This window comes from Pseudomonas sp. GD03903 (assembly GCF_029840045.1).
In the GTDB taxonomy this organism is placed as follows: Bacteria; Pseudomonadota; Gammaproteobacteria; order Pseudomonadales; family Pseudomonadaceae; genus Pseudomonas; species Pseudomonas pseudonitroreducens.
Genome location: NZ_JAOCBT010000032.1, coordinates 39,116 through 59,361 on the forward strand (window position 1 = coordinate 39,116; position 20,246 = coordinate 59,361).

14 protein-coding genes are annotated in these 20,246 nt (G+C 59.8%); 11 read left to right on the forward strand and 3 right to left on the reverse strand.

Annotated features, from left to right (window positions below; all coding sequences use genetic code 11):
* The first annotated feature begins 93 nt into the window (after positions 1 to 93).
* From N5C91_RS29970 to N5C91_RS30005, 8 genes are all read left to right on the forward strand, one after another.
* Positions 94 to 2,247: a type I secretion system permease/ATPase gene (locus tag N5C91_RS29970; protein ID WP_279834024.1), complete on the forward strand. Its 2,154-nt coding sequence runs from the start codon at positions 94 to 96 to the stop codon at positions 2,245 to 2,247.
* Between the two features lie 4 nt (positions 2,248 to 2,251).
* Positions 2,252 to 3,679 (forward strand): HlyD family type I secretion periplasmic adaptor subunit, encoded by a 1,428-nt coding sequence (locus tag N5C91_RS29975; protein WP_279834026.1) that lies wholly within the window; start codon positions 2,252 to 2,254, stop codon positions 3,677 to 3,679.
* Positions 3,680 to 3,803: 124 nt separating this feature from the next.
* Positions 3,804 to 5,897 carry a M12 family metallo-peptidase gene (locus N5C91_RS29980; RefSeq protein ID WP_279834028.1) on the forward strand — a complete coding sequence of 698 codons (2,094 nt, stop codon included), beginning with the start codon at positions 3,804 to 3,806 and terminating at the stop codon, positions 5,895 to 5,897.
* A gap of 63 nt (positions 5,898 to 5,960) precedes the next feature.
* Positions 5,961 to 6,878, forward strand: a complete 918-nt coding sequence (locus N5C91_RS29985) for a glycosyltransferase (protein ID WP_279834029.1) — start codon at positions 5,961 to 5,963, stop codon at positions 6,876 to 6,878.
* 26 nt (positions 6,879 to 6,904) lie between these two features.
* Complete coding sequence (locus N5C91_RS29990) at positions 6,905 to 7,723, forward strand: hypothetical protein (RefSeq protein ID WP_279834031.1); 819 nt, start codon at positions 6,905 to 6,907, stop codon at positions 7,721 to 7,723.
* Positions 7,724 to 8,466: 743 nt separating this feature from the next.
* On the forward strand, positions 8,467 to 9,273 hold the full coding sequence (locus tag N5C91_RS29995) for a glycosyltransferase (RefSeq protein ID WP_279834033.1): 807 nt from the start codon (positions 8,467 to 8,469) through the stop codon (positions 9,271 to 9,273).
* Positions 9,274 to 9,441: 168 nt separating this feature from the next.
* Entirely contained in the window at positions 9,442 to 11,520 is a 2,079-nt protein-coding gene (locus tag N5C91_RS30000; RefSeq protein ID WP_279834034.1) for a tetratricopeptide repeat protein, read from the forward strand.
* Between the two features lie 101 nt (positions 11,521 to 11,621).
* Positions 11,622 to 13,604, forward strand: a complete 1,983-nt coding sequence (locus tag N5C91_RS30005) for a tetratricopeptide repeat protein (protein ID WP_279834035.1) — start codon at positions 11,622 to 11,624, stop codon at positions 13,602 to 13,604.
* Positions 13,605 to 13,698: 94 nt separating this feature from the next.
* Here N5C91_RS30005 and eco read toward each other — a convergent pair whose 3' ends face one another.
* The 3 genes from eco to N5C91_RS30020 all read right to left on the reverse strand — a co-directional run bounded on the left by eco (position 13,699) and on the right by N5C91_RS30020 (position 15,998).
* Positions 13,699 to 14,181: a serine protease inhibitor ecotin gene (gene eco / locus N5C91_RS30010; RefSeq protein WP_236174683.1), complete on the reverse strand. Its 483-nt coding sequence runs from the start codon at positions 14,179 to 14,181 to the stop codon at positions 13,699 to 13,701.
* Positions 14,182 to 14,293: 112 nt separating this feature from the next.
* Positions 14,294 to 15,082, reverse strand: a complete 789-nt coding sequence (locus tag N5C91_RS30015; protein WP_279834036.1) for a tellurite resistance TerB family protein — start codon at positions 15,080 to 15,082, stop codon at positions 14,294 to 14,296.
* 196 nt (positions 15,083 to 15,278) lie between these two features.
* The gene (locus N5C91_RS30020) at positions 15,279 to 15,998 is read right to left on the reverse strand and encodes a tellurite resistance TerB family protein (protein ID WP_236198388.1); all 720 of its coding nucleotides are present in this window, start codon (positions 15,996 to 15,998) and stop codon (positions 15,279 to 15,281) included.
* 251 nt (positions 15,999 to 16,249) lie between these two features.
* On the opposite strand from N5C91_RS30020, the gene N5C91_RS30025 reads away from it, so the two are divergent.
* The 3 genes from N5C91_RS30025 (at position 16,250) to ydcS (ending at position 20,227) form a co-directional block, all read left to right on the forward strand.
* Positions 16,250 to 17,161: a LysR family transcriptional regulator gene (locus N5C91_RS30025; protein ID WP_024765694.1), complete on the forward strand. Its 912-nt coding sequence runs from the start codon at positions 16,250 to 16,252 to the stop codon at positions 17,159 to 17,161.
* 293 nt (positions 17,162 to 17,454) lie between these two features.
* Positions 17,455 to 18,951 (forward strand): gamma-aminobutyraldehyde dehydrogenase, encoded by a 1,497-nt coding sequence (locus N5C91_RS30030; protein ID WP_236174686.1) that lies wholly within the window; start codon positions 17,455 to 17,457, stop codon positions 18,949 to 18,951.
* A 130-nt stretch (positions 18,952 to 19,081) separates the two neighbouring features.
* On the forward strand, positions 19,082 to 20,227 hold the full coding sequence (gene ydcS / locus N5C91_RS30035; RefSeq protein ID WP_024765696.1) for a putative ABC transporter substrate-binding protein YdcS: 1,146 nt from the start codon (positions 19,082 to 19,084) through the stop codon (positions 20,225 to 20,227).
* The last annotated feature ends 19 nt before the right edge of the window (positions 20,228 to 20,246 follow it).

Genomic DNA, 20,246 nt, shown 5'->3' on the forward strand with positions numbered 1-20,246 from the left:
CCCTACACTAGTATTGCTGAACCAAGGCTGAACAAACATAACTTCCCTGTCCCGGTAGCGCCCCTGCGCGGCCATCGCTGACAGGAAGTTAAGATGAACGCTCCGCAACAGCCGGATGCCCCTGCCAATCCAACAGACAGCGGTCTTGAATGTCTGGTGACCCTCGCCCGCTTTCACGGCATCGCCGCCAGCGCCGAACAACTGCGGCACGAACTGGCGCACAGCTCCCAGCTTTTCGGTCGCGATCAACTGCTCCTCGCGGCTCGCCAGCTGGGATTGCTCGCCAAGGCAGTGGACACCCAAGCACAGCGCCTCGCCCAGACTCCCCTCCCCGCCATCGCCGAAGCAGGGGACGGCACCTTCTTCATCCTCGCGCGTGTCGACCAGGGCCAGGCGCTGATCCAGGTCCCCGGTCAGTCTCGCCCGCAAACCCTCGCGCTGGACGACCTCACTCACCTGTGGAGCGGTCGACTGATCCTGCTGCGCTCGCAGGCATCTATCGCCGGCGACCTGGCGCGGTTCGACTTCACCTGGTTCATCCCCGCCATCGTCAAGTACCGCAGGCTGCTCGGTGAGATTCTGCTGGCGTCCTTCTGCCTGCAATTGTTTGCCCTCATAACACCGCTGTTTTTCCAGGTAGTAATGGACAAGGTGCTGGTGCACCGCGGCCTGTCGACCCTCGACGTACTGTGCACAGGGCTGCTCGCGGTCCTGGTGTTCGAAAGCCTGCTCAGCGGCCTGCGCAGTTACGTCTTCGCCCATACCGCCAGCCGCATCGACGTGGAGTTGGGATCACGCCTTTACCGCCATCTGATTGCCCTCCCCCTGGCTTACTTCCACGCGCGCCGGGTAGGCGATTCGGTAGCGCGGGTACGCGAACTGGAGAACATCCGCAGCTTCCTCACCGGCAATGCCATCACACTGCTGCTGGACTTGCTGTTCTGCGTGCTGTTCATCGCGGTGATGCTGTTCTACAGCGGCTGGCTGACCCTGGTGGTCATCCTTTCACTGCCGGTCTACGGGCTGCTCTCCCTGTTCATCACGCCACCCTTGCGCGCGCGCCTGCAGGAGAGCTTCAACCGTGGCGCGGAAAACCAGGCGTTCCTGGTCGAGTCGCTGAACGGCATCGATACCGTGAAATCCATGGCCGTGGAACCTCAGTCCACCCGGCGCTGGGACAACCAGCTGGCCGCCTACGTCGCCGCGAGTTTCCGCACGCAGGTGCTCTCCACCCTCGCCAACGAAGGCGTCGGCCTGATCGGCAAGCTGGTTACGGTACTCACTCTCTGGCTCGGAGCGCGCCTGGTCATCGAGGGACAACTGTCGGTCGGCCAACTGATCGCCTTCAACATGCTGGCCGGCCGCGTGGCACAGCCGATCATGCGCCTGGCGCAACTCTGGCCGAACTTCCAGCAGACCGGCGTTTCCATGCAACGCCTGGGTGACATTCTCAACACCCGCAGCGAAGCGGGTGTCGGCCAACGCAGCCCGCTTCCGCCGTTGCACGGCCGTATCGAGTTCGATCAGGTACATTTCCGCTATCGCAGCGACGGTTCCGAAGTGTTGCGCGGCATCAGCCTGGGGATTCGACCCGGCGAGGTCATCGGCATCGTCGGGCGCTCCGGCTCCGGCAAGAGCACCCTGACGCGCTTGCTGCAACGCCTCTACGTGCCCGACCGGGGTCGCGTGCTGGTGGACGGCATGGACCTGGCGCTGGCCGAAGTCTCCTCCCTGCGTCGCCAGATCGGCGTCGTATTGCAGGAGAACCTGCTGTTCAACCGCAGCATCCGCGAGAACATCGCCCTCACCGATCCTGGCGCCCCCCTGGAGCGGGTGATCGAGGTCGCCCACCTCGCCGGTGCCCACGAATTCATCCTGGAACTCCCTGAAGGCTACGACACCGTAGTGGGCGAACATGGTGCTTCGCTCTCCGGCGGCCAGCGGCAGCGCATCGCCATTGCCCGTGCGCTGCTCGGCAATCCGCGCATCCTGATCTTCGACGAAGCCACCAGCGCGCTGGACTACGAGTCCGAACGCATCATCCAGCAGAACATGCAGCGCATCTGCCAGGGCCGCAGCGTGATCATCATCGCCCACCGTCTGACCGCCGTGCGCCAGGCCAACCGCATCGTGGTGCTCGAGCGGGGGCAGATCGTCGAGCAAGGCAGCCATGCCCAACTGCTCACGCTGCAGAACGGGCACTACGCCCGCCTGTACCAACTGCAGCAAGGCTGCGGGGAGGATTAAGCAGATGAAGCCTCGCCTCGCCGCCCAGCACGAACTCCTGCAGCGTTACCACCAGGCGTGGAAACACGCCTGGCGCCAGCGCCGCCAGCTCGACAGCACAGCGCGCCTGCCGCACGAAAGCCACTTCCTCCCGGCAGCCCTCGCCCTGCAGGAAACCCCGGTGCACCCGGCCCCACGCTACCTGCAATGGCTGATCATGGCCTTCGCTGGCCTGGCCTTGCTCTGGGCCTGCATCGGCCAGGTCGACATCGTCGCCACTGCCAGCGGCCGCATCGTGCCCAGCGGCCGCAGCAAGGTCATCCAACCGCACGAAGTGGCCGTGGTGAAAGCCATACACGTGCACGACGGCCAAACCGTGAAGGCCGGCGAACTACTGGTCGAACTGGACAGCAGCCAGACCGGCGCCGACGTCGAGCGCCTGGGCAGCGACTTGCTCGCCAGCCAGGTGGATGCGGTGCGCGCACAGGCCATGCTTGACGCCATCGACAGCCAGCACGCGCCCGCCGATGTGGCCGGCAGATTGCCGCAGGCCGGAGTCGCACAGCAGCAAGCCGCCAATCGCTGGCTGGCAGGCCAATACCAGGAGCTGCATAGCGCCCTGGCCCAACAGGAAGCGCTGATCTCTCAGCGCAGCGCAGAAATACACGCCGCCAAGCAGTCCGCCAGCAAGCTGGAACAGATACTGCCGATTACCCAACGCATCACCGCCGACTATGCGCGCCTGGCGGAAAAAGGCCTGGTGCCCAAGCACCATTACCTGAACAAACAGCAGGAGCAGATGGAGCAGGAGCGTCAGCTCACCGAGCAGAAAAGCCGAATCATCGAACTCACCTCGGCATACCAGGCCGCACGGCAACAACGCGAAACCACCCTGGCGCAGAACCGCCGGGCGATGCTCGACCTGCTGCATCAATCCGAACAGAAAGCCGCAGCGCTTCAGCAGGAACTGCACAAGGCGCAAAGCCTCGACAACCTCACCCGCCTCACCGCACCGGTCGATGGCACCGTGCAGCAACTGGCAATCCACACCGCTGGCGGCGTGGTCACCGAGGCGCAACCGCTGATGGTCCTGGTGCCACGCGACCAACCGGTGGAAATCGAAGCGCAACTGGAGAACAAGGACATCGGCTTTGTCCACCCAGGGCAGGACGTGTCCGTGAAGGTCGAGGCCTTCAATTTCACCAAGTACGGCGTGCTCCACGGAACCGTGCTGGATCTCTCCGAAGACGCTATCGAAGACGAAAAGCGCGGCCTGCTCTACAACCTGCGCATTGAACTTGCGCAGAGCCACATCCGTGTCGGCAGCGAAGATCGGCCACTGACACCGGGCATGGCTGTGCGTGCGGAAATAAAGACGGATAAGCAACGGGTTATCGAGTACTTCCTGAGTCCACTGAAGCGGTATGTGGATGAGAGTTTGGAAGAACGATGAGTCGACCGAGAATTCAGTAAACACAACCATTCTCAGGATACTCCAAACGCCAAGAAAACAATTTTAAAAACCAGAAATGGCCAGACTCAACAACTTCATCACAAGCCAACACGGAGAGACAAATATGACCGTATACAGTGACCTCACGCAAAAAACAGGAAACGAGTTAATTGACTCAATACTCAGCGACCAACATTTTAGACTAAAGAGCGACAGAACAATCTATTGGAGCCGCACAATACCAAACTGGCCAAATGACCCGTACGTATCAAAACAGCTAGATGGTGCCATGCTAGCCCAAGTTCAGTATGCAATGGCCAGATACAGCGAAGTAGCAAATATAAATTTCCGAGAAATAGCCAGCTCCACGGAAACAGAATTAAGCATTACTTCAGCGGAAAATCTGTACAGTATCGGCGCTGCTGGAATTGCGGTCATGAACAACGGAGCTCCTTTCGCCACTGTTCAACTCCAAATCAGCCAACAGAATGAATATGACTGGATAACAGCAGCACATGAGATCGGCCATATCCTTGGCCTGAGCCACACAAAGGAATTAATAAACGGAGTTTATCAAACCAATCCAACAAGCAAAAAATACTCCTTCATAGATACTGTAATGTCGTACAACGGGCAAAGCTCATACCCATTCGACGAAAAATACAGAACCATGCTTTACAAGAACTGGGAATTCCTAGGTCATGCAAAATTAAAAAACCTTAGCATAAATGACATAGCTGCAATCCAATACCTCTATGGAGCAAACTATAATTACAACTCTGACAACACAACCTACATCTACGACCCATCCACTCTAAATTTCTATGACACCATCTGGGATGGAGGAGGCACAGATACTATCGACCTAAGCCGTTTCTCGCTGGGTACCGATTTGAATCTGACAAACGGCACACGCAGCTCTGTTTACATCCCCGTAAACCGTAACGATGGCGACATCACTAGAATGTACAACGGTACTAGTGCCATCGGCATAGCTTATGGCGCAAACATAGAAAATGCTCGAGGCACACAAGGTAACGACACCATTACTGGCAATGAACTTAACAACACTATTTGGGGAGAGAGCGGAAACGATATAATATACGGAAACGATGGAAACGACTTACTTTACGGCGGTACGGGGAACGATACTCTTTACGGTGGAGCAGGAAATGACACTTTGGACGGTGGCACCGGGTCCGACACGATGTTTGGTGGTGCAGGAAACGATATCTACTACGTCGACAGCGCCGGGGACACGGTCACCGAGAATAGCAACGAGGGCATCGACACCGTAAATTCCAGCGTTAGTTTCACGCTGGCATCTAATATTGAGAACTTGACACTTGCGGGAAGTTCATCAATAAACGGATTCGGTAACAATCTGAACAATATCATTCTAGGAAACGGTTACGATAACGTTCTCTTCGGAAATTCCGGCAATGACGTAATGCAGGGATTTGGTGGGCGCGACACTCTGTACGGAGGCGACGGAAACGATACTCTGTATGGCGATGCAGGTGGCGACTTACTGTATGGCGGCAACGGAAATGATCAATACAACATTTTCGACGCATCAGCATCAATAATTGAATATCAAAGCGAGGGAATAGACACTATCACCATCTGTTCCGATAGCATACTTTCGCACAAGATGACCGAAAACCTCGAGAACTTCTACTCGCCATCCCTCGGAAACAACATCAGCATTGTGGGAAATGACTTATCCAACAGCATTCGCATTGGCGGCGGCAACAACGTAATCACTGGCGGAAAGGGCGATGACATCCTGTCAGGTGGAGGTGGTAATGACACATATATATTCAACAGAGGCGACGGTTCCGATCGAATCCAAGAAGCCGGAAAAGATGTAGCGTCCTCCAAGACAGATGTGGATGTCCTTCAATTTGGGGAAGGCATTAACTTTGATCAACTCTGGTTTAGCAAAGAGTCGTTCTATGGAACCCTGACAGTAGGACTTATCGGAACCACTGACAAAGTTTCTATTGAATTCTGGTATCCAAATCAACAGACAAATTGGTCAGAGAACTATATCGAAAAATTCCAAACCAGCGATGGAAAAACCCTGTCACTTGGAAAAGTTGACCAGCTGGTCAACGCCATGGCGGCGTTCTCACCTCCTGCGCTTGGTCAGACCACCCTCCCCTCCAACTATCAGCAGACACTTGCACCGGTGATAGCTGCTGCTTGGAGCTGATTTAGCTTTGGCGGTGTTCGCAAGAGCACCGCCCTCTATATTTATCTGCTCATGGACTAAACCATGCCTAAAGTCAGCGTAGTACTTCCCGTTTATAATGGAGAAGCATTCCTAGGTGAATGCCTTGACTCACTTCTCGCACAAAGCCTCAAGGACTTTGAAGTCCTACTCATTAATGATGCCTCTACAGACAGCAGTCAAGAAATCTGTCAGCAATATCAAAGCCGTGACAAACGTATCCGCTACATCGAAAATTCGACCAACTTAGGCACCGCCAGCACTACCAACCTCGGACACCGACTAGCGCAGGGCGACTATATTGCACATGCCGACCAAGATGATATATCAGAACCGCAACGTTTGGGATGGCAAGTAAATTTCCTCAAGAACAATCCAAGTATTTGCATGGCTAGCGGGCAGATGCGAGCATTTGGCTCAAGCAGCGGGGCTTTAAGCGCACCACAACTAGATGCTGATATAAAGACAAATTTTTTGCCAGCCATGCATAACCTATTCAACCCTACGATAATGATTCGAAAGTCCTTCATCGAAGAGCATGCATTGAGCTTCGACCCAATTCAGAAGGGCGCTGCAGACTATGGATTCTTCGTAAATTCAATGTGCCGTGGAGGAAAGTTCGCCAATCTCCCGAAAACTCTGTTGAGCTATCGTTCGCATAGTCAACAGCAGTCCGGAAACCGAGGATTGATGGAAGAAATTACTAGCGGCATCCGCCGCCAGGTACTCAATGAGTTCTTTCCTGAACTCAACCAACCCGATGTTGATCGTGTGGAGCCTTTGCTCCGTTGGCTGAGCCCACCCTCTCTGCCTGTAACTGAGGTAGAGGCCGGTCTTGATGTGCTGCCACGTCTGCTTAGTAGCAATACTTCAAGGCATGGAGAGAGCCGCGAGCAACGCGACGGCTTCCTTCAAGCCTGTCAACGCCGCTGGAGCGATGGGATACAACAGTTAAGATCCTAATCACCCTTTCAGCTATAGACAACATGATGAACTCCTTAATATATCAAATTTATTACGACACAAACTCCAAGAACTCACTGGACCCTGGATTCGTTCCACTGAACAATACTGACAACCAAAGACCAGACTGGTACGAACTATGGGTTATCAAAAAATTTCTGGAAAATGAAAATCTTTCCGACGACACCTGGTACGGATTTCTATCCCCCAAATTCCACGCAAAAACCGGCCTGCGAGCAGAGGATATTTACAGCTTTATAAACAAGGTTGACTCAAATACAGATGTAGTCACGATATCGTACTCTTGGGATCAACTCGCCTACTTCATAAACCCCTTTGAACAGGGTGATTTATTCCATCCCGGCCTTATGAAATGCAGCCAGGAATTCTCCGACCTTATGGGAATCGACCTAGACATACCCACCTTTGTCGGACACTCTGGCAACAGTGCTTTCTGTAACTTCATCATCGCCAAACCTGCCTACTGGAAAAAATGGCTCGAACTTGCTAGCGCCTTATTTGACTTGGTCGAAAAAGGCAAAGAGCCATTAGCCAAAGAACTAGGCGGAATGACCAGTTATGGATCGGTACGAAACAAAGCGCCATTGAAAACCTTCGTGCAAGAGCGCTTCCCATCGATTATTTTGTCCAGCAACGAGTTCAACACCAGCAGCCTCGACATAAGCCACACCCCCATTTTCAGGCGATTGTTCGACGAAACCCCTCGCACACGCCGCTTATTGCAGACTTGCGATTTTCTAAAGAGTGAATATTCAAAGTCCAAAGACCCCGATCTACTGACAGCTTATTGGAAGATCAGAGCCTTGATACCCAGGAAATTCTAAATCGCACTCCACCCCGATTGAACTCAGACCTGTCGAATCACAGCAGCGTAGCTGGCGACCATTTCTTCGCCAATATATTGGGATGAACTGCAGTAATGGTCAGGATACGCCAGGGGTAGTGGTCTCCTGAGCGGCTAGTCAGGTGCCGGGATAGGTGGAGATATATAAAGGCCTGGAAATGCTCCTGGGAAATCTGACAACTAACACCAGCAGTCACGGCCAACAGGAAAAATCCCCAGCCCCACCAACCGGCATCGACTGTCGACCCCAATATTTCTCTCACTGTCATTAATTCAGCATGAATCATCCATCCCTGACATCCCATCCAAAGACATGCTCCTCGCTCATGCAAGGCACATTGCCCGAAAAATCTCTGCCGGCACTCCGGTTATTGGCACGTCTAACCGACAAAGGAAACGGCCTGGTCGGAATTGCGTCACCTTCGCTTCGCGATGCCACTGAACAGGCCGATACAAATGAAGCATATCCATTCTGTCGATCCCCATGGAGTGCGCTCCTCCAAACCAACGACGCGCCATTTGCGCAGGTCTGTACTTTCAACCGGACCAATCATTACCGCCAGTTGCTGAAGACTTTCCGCACGCTGGTCAGATTGGATCCATCGCGCTCCGACACCCAACTCTATGTTGGCGTTAAAAGAGTCAGGAACTGCGACTACAGCCTCCGCTCGCAATATAAAAATCCAATTACTATCAATATTAATTAAACAGGGAGCATTCACGATGCCAGTCCATCTTTCCAATAGTAAGGATACACCCACTGTAAGCATTATTACGCCCACATGGAACCGCGAGGAATTTTTACCTTTTGCCTATCATTCATTTTGCGCACAGCAGGATGTTTCTATCGAATGGATAGTCATCGATGACAGCAATAAGCCGAGCGCCTTCATTTCAACACTAAACGACCCAAGAGTTACCTACCTGCACCTTTCCTCAAGAAAAACAATAGGTGAGAAGCGAAACATCGCAATTGAACTTTCTCGCGGAGAAATTATTGCACACTTCGATGATGATGAGATCTATGGACCTAACTATATCAGCACCATGCTTGAGCATATGCGCCTTCAAGAAGCAGACTTTGCCAAGCTCAGTGCATTCTTTCTCTACAGCACCATCCATCATGCGTTCGCATATTGGGACTTGATGCACACAAGTGGCTTGCACTTCCGGTGGGATGAAGGGCCGATGACAGTCCTTAGCTTTCCAGCGAACAGTAAAAGATTCGCTGACAACTATCTTGGATTTGGCTTCAGCTACATTTACACAAAACGCTTATGGGCTTCCCAGCCATTCGAGCCGGTTTCATTCAATGAAGATGGTATTTTTGCGGCCGCAGCACGTGCACGAGGAGTCCGACTTGCATTACCCGCGGACGAGATGGGTTTATGCTTGCATGTAGTTCACAATTCCAACACCTCTGTCAGTTTCCCACAATCCATTTTGCCTGAAAGGCTTGTTAATCGTCATTTATCCTATTTCCGGGAAACTCTCGGCAAAATTTTTCCGCGGGACCCGGCAGCAATCTGAGAAACCCATAAATGACACTCTAGCCAAATAACTTCTGAAACCAATAGCCCCGATACAACAAAAGAGTAAGAGTCGAAAAGGAATAATCCTACACTCGAATAGGAAATATCTATAAGCCCATCTGACAAAATACCCACTTCTGGTCAGACGCCCCTTAGAGACTTTGAAATGAAGCGCCCTTCTCGAATACCGCCAGCACGTCCCAATCAGCATCGCCAGGCCAGTCTCGTCCAGAAGGTCTTTGCACAAGTCACGGCGCTCTATCAGAGCAATCAGTACACACAGGCCTTAGAGCTTTGCCGTAGCAAGCTGCTGAAACTTGCACCGAGTCATCCCGGTGGCCTGCTTTATGCCGGCGTTATCAGCTACCTAAGCAACGACCTGCAAGAATCCGAACACTATCTCAAGGCTGCCGCAGCCGCGGGTAACAGCTTCGACGCTTATACCAATCTCGGGCTCACACTTGCGGCCATGCACCGATTGCCGGAGGCTGAGTCAGCCTATCGTCGCGCCGTTGCGCTGAATCCACGTGCGGCCCAAGCCTGGAACAACCTGGGCAATATCCTGAAGAACAGCTTCAAGGCCGAGCGCCGCCAGGAAGCGCTGGAGTGCTACCGACGAGCGATCGCGGCCAATCCTGGCTACGCCAATGCGCACAACAACCTCGGCCATGCGCTCGACTCGATCCTGGGTGACAAGGCTGGTGCAGAGGAGAGCTTCCGCGCCGCCATCGCCCACGATCCAAACTACCTCCAGGCCCACCTCAATCTGGCGGACATTCTTGAGCGAAGTGGGCGGCCGGACGATGCCTTGAACAGCCTCCGGCAGGCGCTCGTCCTGCAGCCGAACAATTTCCAGCTCATCGGCCGCATCCTTGGCCTGCGTCGCGGCCTCACCGACTGGGACGAAAACCAGGGCCCTGCAATGAGCGACTTCCTGGCCGCGCTGCCGCAGGGCGATTCCAGCGAGTTCCAGCCTTTGAATCTGCTCGCCTGGCCGGAAATCGACGCGGCCACCCAGTGCCGCCTGGCGGGTCTGTTTGGCCGCACCCGCTGGGCCGCTGCGCTGGCGGTGCCGCCCATGGTTTCCACGGTTGCCAGCGCCCGCAACGGGCGCCTGCGGGTGGGGTATCTGTCGGCGGACTTTCGCAATCACCCGGTGGCTCATCTGGTCACCCAGGTCATCGCCGCCCACGACCGGGAGAATTTCGAAGCATTCCTGTATGCCTACGGGCCGGAAGTGGATGACGCCGAGCGACGCCAGCTGATCACCGCAGCCGACCATTTCACGGTCGTCAGCCGTATGGAGGACCAGGAAGTCGCCACCCTGATTCGCGATGACCGGATCGATATCCTGGTCGACCTCACCGGCTACACCACCCATGCCCGACCGGGCATCTGCGCCTTGCGGCCGGCCCCCGTCATTGCATCGTGGATTGGCTACATGGGCTCTCTGGGCGAGCCTCGTCTGGCGGATTACATCATCGGCGACGCCATTGCCACGCCGCCGGCAAATGCCTGGCAGTTCAGCGAGGCACTGGCGCTGATGCCCGAGTGCTTCCAGCCGAACTGCCCTTTGACGCCACTGGCCCCGCCACCACCACGGTCGCAAGAGGGTTTGCCGGACAACGCCGTGGTCTTCTGCAGCTTCAATCAGGTCTTCAAATTGACGCCGCAGCTCTGGGACGACTGGTGCGAAATTCTCCGCAATGTTCCCGACAGCGTGTTGTGGATAGCACCGGGGTCTTCGGAGGTCATCCGCAGCAATCTGCTGAAGGAGACCCGGAAGCGTGGCGTCGCGGCAGAGCGCATTGTCTTTGCCGCCCGCAAACCCTTGGCGGAACATCGCGCGCGGCTCGCCCTCGCCGATATCGCCCTGGACACCTTCCCCTACAACTCCGGCGCCACCGCCAGCGATACCCTGCGTGCCGGTGTGCCACTGGTTACCTACATGGGCGAAACGCTGGTCAGCCGCATGGCTGGGAGCCTGTTGCACGCGTTGAATTTGCAGGAACTGTGCACCACCAGCCGTCGTGACTATGTGGAACTGGCCATCGCACTGGCCAAGGACGCCGCCAAACGGCAGGCGATTCGCCAGAGACTCGGCGAGCAGTTGACGACCTCGGTGCTGTACCAGCCCGAGAAGTTCGCCGCTCAACTCGAGCAACTGTTCAACGCCATGCACGAGCAGGCCAGGATCGGACGGCGCGAAACCATCGATCTCACCAGGCGCTCAGCGCCGGCATGAAATCCGCTCGGGCGTAACCGGAAGGTAGCCGGAAACCGGCATCCAATTTCACCACAGAGAACTTGAATAGAGGCCCAGCCTCCTCTTTTTCGGAGCACAGCATGCGCCAGCATCGTCCTACCCTTTCCGCGCAATCCGTTCTGGCCGCGCTGCAGAGCGGCAACGCTGAGCGCGGCGAAGCCATGGCGCGACAGCTGCTACGGACCAAGCCCCGCGATGCAGAAGTACTGCACCTGTGTGGCGCCGCCTGCCTGATGCTGGGAAAGGCTGCCCAGGCACGGGAGCTGTTCAAGCGCGCGCTGGGGGTGCGCAAGGACGCCTCCTGCTACCTGAACCTGGCCCTGGCCGAGCAGAGCCTGGGAGACACGCCGGCCAGCTCGGAGGCGCTGCGCAACTGCCTGCGCCTGGAACCCGGAAACGCGAAAGCGGCCAACAACCTGGCCAATCTCCTCGACCACCAGCGTCACTACGCCGAGGCTGAGCAGTTCTATCGCCAGGCCATTGCCAGCCAGCCCGGTTACCTGCTGGCCTACAAGAACCTGGGCAATCTCTTACGCACGCAGGGCAGGCAGGAAGAGGCGATGTCGCTCCTCGAGCACGCCCTGGCGCTGAGTCCCGGCAGTGCCGAATTGCAGTTGGAATTTGCCAGGGCACTGGAAGACGGCAAGCGCTTCGCCGACGCCGCTGGCTGGTTCGCCAAGGCCGGTAGCTGGGCCGAATTGCAGTGGGTGTTGCGGGCCTTGGCCAGCTGGCCGCAACTGGCCGCGACCGATGCCGCCACCCTGCAGCAACTGGGCAATCCGACTCAGGAATCCATCGATCCCTGGAGCCTGATCAACCTGCCGGCACTGACTCCCGAGCTGCACCGCGATGCCGGTCACCACTTTGCCGAGTCCAACTGGCCTGGAGAACTCACCGCCGCACCGCTGGCCGTCGAGCCCGAGCAGAATGAACGACTGCGCATCGGCTACCTGTCCAGCGACTTCTATGGCCACGCGACGATGCACCTGATGATGGGCGTGCTGGAAGCGCATGACAGCGCCAAGGTGGATATCCAGCTGTTCGACTACAGCCCACCGCGCGAGGACTATTTCACCCGCCGCATTGCCGCGACCGGGCTGCCGCGCCATGAGTTGCGCGAGTTGTCCGACGAGGCGGCAGCAAAGCTGATCGCCGAGCAGCGCCTGCACCTTCTGGTCGACCTGAAGGGCTACACCACCGGCGCGCGCCTGGGTATCACTGCGCGGCGTCCGGCGCCGGTGATCGTCAGTTGGCTGGGCTATCCGGGCAGCCTGGGTCATCCGCGGTTGGCCGATTATCTGATTGGCGATGCCACCTTGACCCCGGCCGAACATGCCGGGCACTTCAGCGAAACCCTGGCGCTGATGCCGCACAGTTACCAGCCCAATGACCGTGATCGGCCACTGGCCGATCACGCCAGCCGCATCGATGCAGGGCTGCCGGAACACGGCTTGGTGTTCTGCAGCTTCAACCAGTTGCTCAAGCTGAATCCCGGCGAGTTCGAACTCTGGTGCCGGCTGCTACGGGAGGTGCCCGGCAGCGTTCTGTGGCTGCTGGAGCCCGAGGCGACGGAAGCTTGCGACAACCTGCGCCGGGAAGCACAGGCGCGCGGCGTCGACGCCGAGCGCCTGGTGTTTGCACCTCGGCTGAAGCAGGACGAACATCTGGCACGCCTGGCATTGGCGGACCTGGCTCTGGACAGCTTCCCCTGCACCTCGCACACCACCGCCAGCGATGCTCTGTGGGTCGGCGTACCGCTGATGACTCGGCTCGGGGAGACGTTCACCAGCCGAGTGGCGGGCAGCCTGCTGAAGGCGCACGGGTTCGATGAGCTGGTGGCAACCGATACGCAGGACTATTTCGAACGGCTCAAGGCGCTGGCCCTGGACCACGCGAAACGCGATGACCTGCGCCAGCGGCTGCGCGCAGCGAGAATGACATCGCCGCTGTTCGACACAGCGCGCTTCACCCGCGATCTGGAAGGCTTGTACCGACGCATCTGGGAGCACCACTGCAGTGAGCCGGAAGAGCGCCCGGAGGTTGTGGTGACAGCTTATTTGTAGGAGCGAGCTTGCTCGCGAACCCAGCCAACGCCGGGGCCCAGAGGAAAGCTGTTCGCGAGCGAGCTCGCTCCTACGAGAGCAAAGCGCTGGGGCGTTACTCCGCGCGGGCGTGCTCGACCTTGTCGGAGGCGGACCAGAGGCGGTAGCGCACTTCGACGTCCTTCGGCGCGTAGATCACGATGGGCAGCTTGCTGTTGTAGCGCAGCACGAAGCCTTCGCCGATCACCGGGACGAAGTCCTTCTTGCTCTTGCCTTCCGGGCAGGCCATCAGGGTGCTGGCCGGGCCGCTGACCTTGTCCAGGCGGTAGTAGGAGTAGCCCCAGCCTTCCAGGGTCTTCTCTTCCAGGGTGCCGCCCAGGCGCTGACGGTTACAGTCGACGGTCAACGTCTTGCCGGCGAGGATCTCGACCTTGAAGTTCTCTTCATGGGCCTGCTTGGGCAGGTGGATGACCTGGCGCACGAAGCCTTCATCAGCCTTGGGATAGGGCGCGACATCTTCGAGCTTGGCGGCGTTGGCCAGGGTGGCGGTGGCGCTGAGCAGCAGCGCGGCGGGCAGGGCGAAACGAGCGAACGGCATGAAGCCTCCTTGCAGAAAATTGAAGGGCGAGCGCACCGCGCGGGTGCGCTCGTCCGAGCCTCTCTGACCGTCAGATTGTACGAATGCTCCTACAGCCATGCCCTGAGTTGTATCAAGCTACTTCACCGCCGGCCTTCGCCTGCTGTTCCAGGTGCGCCTGCAACTGCGGGTCGAGATTGAGGTTGTAGGCGAGCTCGTCGAGGTAGGTGCGCTCGGTGTCCTGCTGGTCGTCTACCAGCATCACGCTGACCAGGTACATCTCGGCGGCTACCGCGGGGTCCCCCTGGGCTGCCCGGGCGACATCGGCGGCGTCGAGCGGCTTGCACATTTCGGCGTCGATCCACGCTTGCAGCTGCGGCTCGCCGGCATGGCGCTGCAACTCGGCCTGGATGGCCGCCTGTTCGCGCTCATCGATACGACCGTCAGCCTTGGCCGCCGCCAGCATCGCCTGGAGGATGGCATGGCTGTGCGCCTCGGCTTCGGGGCCGTCGAGCTGGTCGACAGTGGTCAGCGATTGCTGCTGGGAGGGATTGGCGCTCTGCTGGCGCTGCCAGTTCTGATAGGCCTGGTAAGCCATCATGCCCAGTGAGGCGAGCATGGCGTAGTTGACGCCGCCCCCCGTGGAACGACCCTGGGATGCACCGCCAGCGCTGCTGCCACCGCCGAGCATGCTGCCCAGCACACCACCCAGGCCGCCCAGACCACCGCCGCCGGAGCCACCCGCGCCAGCGCCGCCGAGAATCGAACCGAGGCCACCGCCACCGCCGCCGCCCAGCAGCCCACCGAGCAAGCCACCCAGGCCACCGAGCGGGTCCGCGCCACCGGCGCCGCCCTGTTGCTGTTGTGCTGCCGAGCCTTGTCCGGCCCGCAGCAGTTGTTCCAGTAGATCGGTTGTGTTCATGACCAGTCCCTCGCCATCGCGCGGTGTGCGTTGGGCAACGATAGTCCCGCCACACCGATGCGCCAGCGCCGTCCGCCGGCCGGCCCGGAATGGGCGGGACGCCCAGCGACGGAGACTGCTGCGCGGCGCCGGCGGGTGCCAGGCGAAGCGGCGCCGGCGCGAGCTTTATCCAGCGCTTGCGAGGGTGGTCACGGGTTTACGCGGGTACGGCATCCAGCGCTTTCTGCGCCTGCGCTTCCAGCTCGACCTTGAGGCCGGCGTCGAGACTCAGCTGGCGCGCCAGTTCATCGAGATAGGCGCGCTCCATGAAGTTGGTCTCGTCGACCATCAGCAGGCTGGCCAGGTACATCTCGGCGGCCATTTCCTCGCTGGTGGCAGCGCGGGCGACTTCGGCCGGGTCTAGCGGCTTGGCCAGTTCGCGGTCGAGCCAGCCTTGCAGCTCGAGGTCGCCGGTGAGTTTGGCAATCTCGCCATCGATCAGTTGGCGTTCGCGATCATCGATATGTCCGTCGGCCTTCGCGGCGGCGACGATGGCCCGCAGGATGGCGTGGCTGTGCTGCTCGGCCTGGGCCGGCGGCAGGCGGTCGACGGTCTGCGGCTCGCCGCGCGGGGCGCTGGCCTGTTTCTGCTGCCAGTTGCCGTAGGCCTTGTAGGCGAGCACGCCGAGCGCCGCCAGGCCGCCATAGGCGACGACCTTGCCGCCCACCTTGCGCGCCTTCTTGCTGCCCATCAGCAGGCCCAGCGCACCCGCCGCCAGGGCGCCGCCACCGGCGCCGGAGAGCAGGCTGCCGAGGTCCAGGCCACCCTTGCTGCCGCCCTGTGCGGGTTGGCCGCCGCCCTGCTGGGCCAGGCCCTTGTTCTGCATCAGTTCCTGCCCGGACTTGAGCAGTTGGTCGAGCAGGCCGCGTGTGTTCATGGCGATCTCCACTAGCTATCGAGATGAAAAGTCAGGCCTCCGACTCTAGCTCGCAGCCTTGTGACAGCGGAGTTGCAGAGTGCTTCCGGATATTGCGGGCCTTTCTCGGCGGGTCCGCAGGGCAAATAGGCAACTTCCATTCGATTAAAAAGAATGCTCCTATAGATTTTCGATAGTCAACAATGAAATGCGCCGAGACCGGCTAGACAAGGCTCTAGATCGAGGCTCCGCGCGCCAGCGGCCAAACGCCCATGATGACCCTCCGCCAGATCCGCCACTTCATCGCCGTCGCCGAGACCGGCTCGATCTCCGCCGCTGCCCAGGCGGTGTTCATTTCCCAGTCGACCCTGACGCTGGCCATCCAGCAACTGGAAGAAGAGATCGGCGTGCGTCTGTTCGACCGCCACGCCAAGGGCATGACCCTGACCCACCAGGGCCATCAGTTCCTGCGCCAGGCGCACCTGATCCTGGCCACCGTGGAGAACGCCAAGCGCAGCCTGCAGCAGAGCACCGACCAGGTGGCCGGCAGCCTGACCATCGGGGTGACCAGCCTGGTGGCGGGCTATTACCTGGCCGACCTGATCAACCGCTTCCAGCGCGCCTTCCCCAACGTGAAGACCCGCGTGGTGGAGGACGAGCGCCCGTACATCGAGCACCTGCTGGTGAGCGGCGAGATCGACGTCGGCGTGCTGATCCTCTCCAACCTGGAAGACCGCCACGCCCTGCAGACCGAGGTGCTCACGCACTCGCCGCACCGCCTCTGGCTGCCGGCACAGCACCCGCTGCTGGAACGCGACAGCATCGCCCTGGCCGATGTGGCGGGCGAGCCATTGATCCAGCTGAACGCCGACGAGATGGGCCTGCACACCCAGCGCATCTGGTCGCGCGCCGGGCTGGTGCCGCAGGTGACGCTGCGCACCGCCTCGGTGGAAGCCGTGCGAAGCCTGGTGGCGGCGGGCCTGGGCCTGTCGATCCAGCCGGACATGACCTACCGTCCCTGGTCGCTGGAAGGCGACATCATCGAGGCGCGGCCGCTGGTGGACCTGTCCGAACCATTGGACGTCGGCCTGGCCTGGCGTCGCGGCACCGCGCGGCCGGCGCTGGTGGACCCATTCCTCACCGTCGCCCGCGAGCAGCCCAACGCAAAGCGCCTGTCGATCTGAGGAGCGGATTACACAAACACGCCGAGCCAATGTAGGGCGAATAACCGCTCGCGGTTATCCGCCAAATGGACCGGGAGAAAATGGATGGCGGATAACGCTTGCAGCGTTATGCGCCCTACGAAAGCCGCTACGCAATGGCAAAACGCCTTGCGATCTAGAGGCTTACAGCGTTCGATTTAATCGAACGGCGCTTTCAGTAATTAGAATTTGTCGACCCCACGTCCGGACTCTAGTCTCTCGTCCCATACCAAAGGGCCAAGTTCCGGGCACCGCCCCTACGCCGGAGCACGCACATGGCCCCCGAAAACAAGACAGATAAAAGACGAGTTTCCAAGATGACCGGCGCAACCCTGCATACCGCCTTGCTGATCGACGGCCAACTGGTCGCCGGCGAAGGCATGGCCGAGCCGATCATCAACCCGACCACGGGCGAAACCATCGCCAGCATCGCCGACGGTTCCATCGACCAGGTCGAGCAGGCCATCGCCGCTGCACACCGTGCCTTCCCCGCCTGGGCCCGTACCACGCCCGCGCAACGTTCCGCCGCGCTGCTGGCCATCGCCGATGCCATCGACAAGCGCGCGAACGATCTCGCCCAACTGGAATCGCTGAACTGCGGCAAGCCGCTGCATCTCGCGCGCCAGGACGATATCCCCGCCACCGCCGACGTGTTCCGCTTCTTCGCCGGCGCCGTGCGTTGCCAGCAGGGCCAGCTCGCCGGCGAGTACGTGCCCGGCCACACCAGCATGGTGCGCCGTGACCCGGTGGGCGTAGTCGCTTCGATTGCGCCTTGGAACTACCCGCTGATGATGGCGGCGTGGAAAATCGCCCCCGCGCTGGCCGCCGGCAACACGCTGGTGTTCAAGCCGTCCGAGCACACCCCGCTGAGCATCCTGGCGCTGGCGCCGGCATTGGCCGAAATCCTCCCCGCCGGGGTGATCAACATTGTCTGTGGCGGCGGCGAAGGCGTCGGCAGCCACCTGGTCAGCCACCCGAAGGTGCGCATGGTCTCGCTCACCGGCGACATCGTCACCGGCCAGAAAATTCTCCAGGCTGCCTCGCGCACGCTCAAACGCACCCACCTGGAACTGGGCGGCAAGGCGCCGGTGATCGTCTGCAACGATGCCGACCTCGAAGCCGTGGTCCAGGGCGTGCGTACCCATGGTTACTACAACGCCGGCCAGGACTGCACCGCTGCCTGCCGCATCTACGCCCAGGCCGGTATCCATGACCGCCTCGTCGCCGAGCTGGGCGATGCCGTGGCGAGCATCCGCTTCGCCCGCAAGCGCGACGCCGATAACGAGATCAGCCCGCTGATCAGCGCCCGCCAGCGCGACCGCGTGGCCAGCTTCGTCGAGCGCGCCCTTGGCCAGCCGCACATCGAGCGCGTCACCGGCGCCGCCGTGCATTCGGGCCCCGGTTTCTACTACCAGCCGACCCTGCTGGCCGGCTGCAAGCAGCAGGACGAGATCGTCCAGCGCGAGGTGTTCGGCCCGGTGGTCACCGTGACCCGCTTCGATCAGCTGGAACAGGCGGTGGACTGGGCCAACGACTCCGAATACGGCCTGGCCTCCTCGGTGTGGACGCAGAACCTCGACAAGGCCTTCCAGATCGCCAACCGCCTGCAGTACGGCTGCACCTGGATCAACACCCATTTCATGCTCGCCAGCGAGATGCCCCACGGCGGGCTCAAGCGCTCGGGCTACGGCAAGGACCTGTCCAGCGACTCGCTGCAGGACTACAGCGTGGTGCGCCACATCATGGCGCGCCACGGCCAGCAACTGGATTGAACGACCCCGGCGGCGCCCCCGCCGGTCCATAAGAAAGCACCCCGGCGAATCGGCGCGCCCGCTCGCACGAGGGTGGTTGCTCGATTGAACTGCCCCACCAATAGAGACAACAACGAGAGGGAGACACCCGATGCGCAAGACCGCACTGCTCAGTGCCATCACCACCGCCCTGCTGGCCAGCGCCGGCGTCCAGGCCGCCGAGGCCCTGAAGGAAGTCGGCAAAGGCGAAGGCCGTCTGGACATCATCGCCTGGCCCGGCTACATCGAGCGCGGCCAGTCCGACAAGAACTACGACTGGGTGACCCAGTTCGAGAAGGACACCGGCTGCCAGGTCAACGTGAAGACCGCCGCCACCTCCGACGAGATGGTCAGCCTGATGGCCAAGGGCGGCTACGACCTGGTCACCGCTTCGGGCGACGCCTCCCTGCGCCTGATCTACGGCAAGCGCGTGCAGCCGATCGATCCGTCGCTGATCCCCAACTGGAAGAACATCGACCCGCGCCTGAAGGACGCCGCCTGGTACGTGGTCAACGGCAAGACCTACGGCGCGCCGTACCAGTGGGGCCCGAACCTGCTGATGTACAACACCAAGGTCTTCCCCACCGCGCCGGACAGCTGGAAAGTCGTGTTCGACGCGCAGAACCTGCCCGACGGCAAGCCGAACAAGGGCCGCGTGCAGGCCTACGACGGCCCGATCTACGTCGCCGACGCCGCGCTGTACCTGAAGGCCACCCAGCCGGAACTGGGCATTACCGACCCCTACCAGCTCGACGAGAAGCAGTACGCCGCCGTGGTCGAACTGCTGCGCAAGCAGCATGACCTGATCCACCGCTACTGGCACGACACCACCGTGCAGATGAGCGACTTCAAGAACGAAGGCGTCGCCGCTTCCAGCGCCTGGCCGTACCAGGCCAACGCCCTGAAGGCCGAAGGTCAGCCGATCGCCACCGTGTTCCCGAAGGAAGGCGTCACTGGCTGGGCCGACACCACCATGCTGCACGCCGAAGCCCAGCATCCGAGCTGCGCCTACAAGTGGCTGAACTGGTCGCTGGAGCCCAAGGTGCAAGGTGACGTGGCTGCCTGGTTCGGCTCCGTGCCGGCCGTGCCGGAAGGCTGCAAGGCCAGCACCCTGCTGGGCGGCGAAGGCTGCGCCACCAACGGCTACAACCAGTTCGACAAGATCGCGTTCTGGAAGACCCCGGTGGCCGAGGGCGGCAAGTTCGTCCCGTACAGCCGCTGGACCCAGGACTACATCGGGATCATGGGCGGCCGCTGATTTCGGCTCCCCTCTCCCT

What these genes read in the sequence shown, in the direction of transcription:
- N5C91_RS29970 (WP_279834024.1), top strand. Translation starts at nt 94, where the DNA reads ATGAACGCTCCGCAACAGCCGGATGCCCCTGCCAATCCAACAGACAGC.
- N5C91_RS29975 (WP_279834026.1), top strand. Translation starts at nt 2,252, where the DNA reads ATGAAGCCTCGCCTCGCCGCCCAGCACGAACTCCTGCAGCGTTACCAC.
- N5C91_RS29980 (WP_279834028.1), top strand. Translation starts at nt 3,804, where the DNA reads ATGACCGTATACAGTGACCTCACGCAAAAAACAGGAAACGAGTTAATT.
- N5C91_RS29985 (WP_279834029.1), top strand. Translation starts at nt 5,961, where the DNA reads ATGCCTAAAGTCAGCGTAGTACTTCCCGTTTATAATGGAGAAGCATTC.
- N5C91_RS29990 (WP_279834031.1), top strand. Translation starts at nt 6,905, where the DNA reads ATGAACTCCTTAATATATCAAATTTATTACGACACAAACTCCAAGAAC.
- N5C91_RS29995 (WP_279834033.1), top strand. Translation starts at nt 8,467, where the DNA reads ATGCCAGTCCATCTTTCCAATAGTAAGGATACACCCACTGTAAGCATT.
- N5C91_RS30000 (WP_279834034.1), top strand. Translation starts at nt 9,442, where the DNA reads ATGAAGCGCCCTTCTCGAATACCGCCAGCACGTCCCAATCAGCATCGC.
- N5C91_RS30005 (WP_279834035.1), top strand. Translation starts at nt 11,622, where the DNA reads ATGCGCCAGCATCGTCCTACCCTTTCCGCGCAATCCGTTCTGGCCGCG.
- eco (WP_236174683.1), bottom strand. Translation starts at nt 14,181, where the DNA reads ATGCCGTTCGCTCGTTTCGCCCTGCCCGCCGCGCTGCTGCTCAGCGCC.
- N5C91_RS30015 (WP_279834036.1), bottom strand. Translation starts at nt 15,082, where the DNA reads ATGAACACAACCGATCTACTGGAACAACTGCTGCGGGCCGGACAAGGC.
- N5C91_RS30020 (WP_236198388.1), bottom strand. Translation starts at nt 15,998, where the DNA reads ATGAACACACGCGGCCTGCTCGACCAACTGCTCAAGTCCGGGCAGGAA.
- N5C91_RS30025 (WP_024765694.1), top strand. Translation starts at nt 16,250, where the DNA reads ATGATGACCCTCCGCCAGATCCGCCACTTCATCGCCGTCGCCGAGACC.
- N5C91_RS30030 (WP_236174686.1), top strand. Translation starts at nt 17,455, where the DNA reads ATGGCCCCCGAAAACAAGACAGATAAAAGACGAGTTTCCAAGATGACC.
- ydcS (WP_024765696.1), top strand. Translation starts at nt 19,082, where the DNA reads ATGCGCAAGACCGCACTGCTCAGTGCCATCACCACCGCCCTGCTGGCC.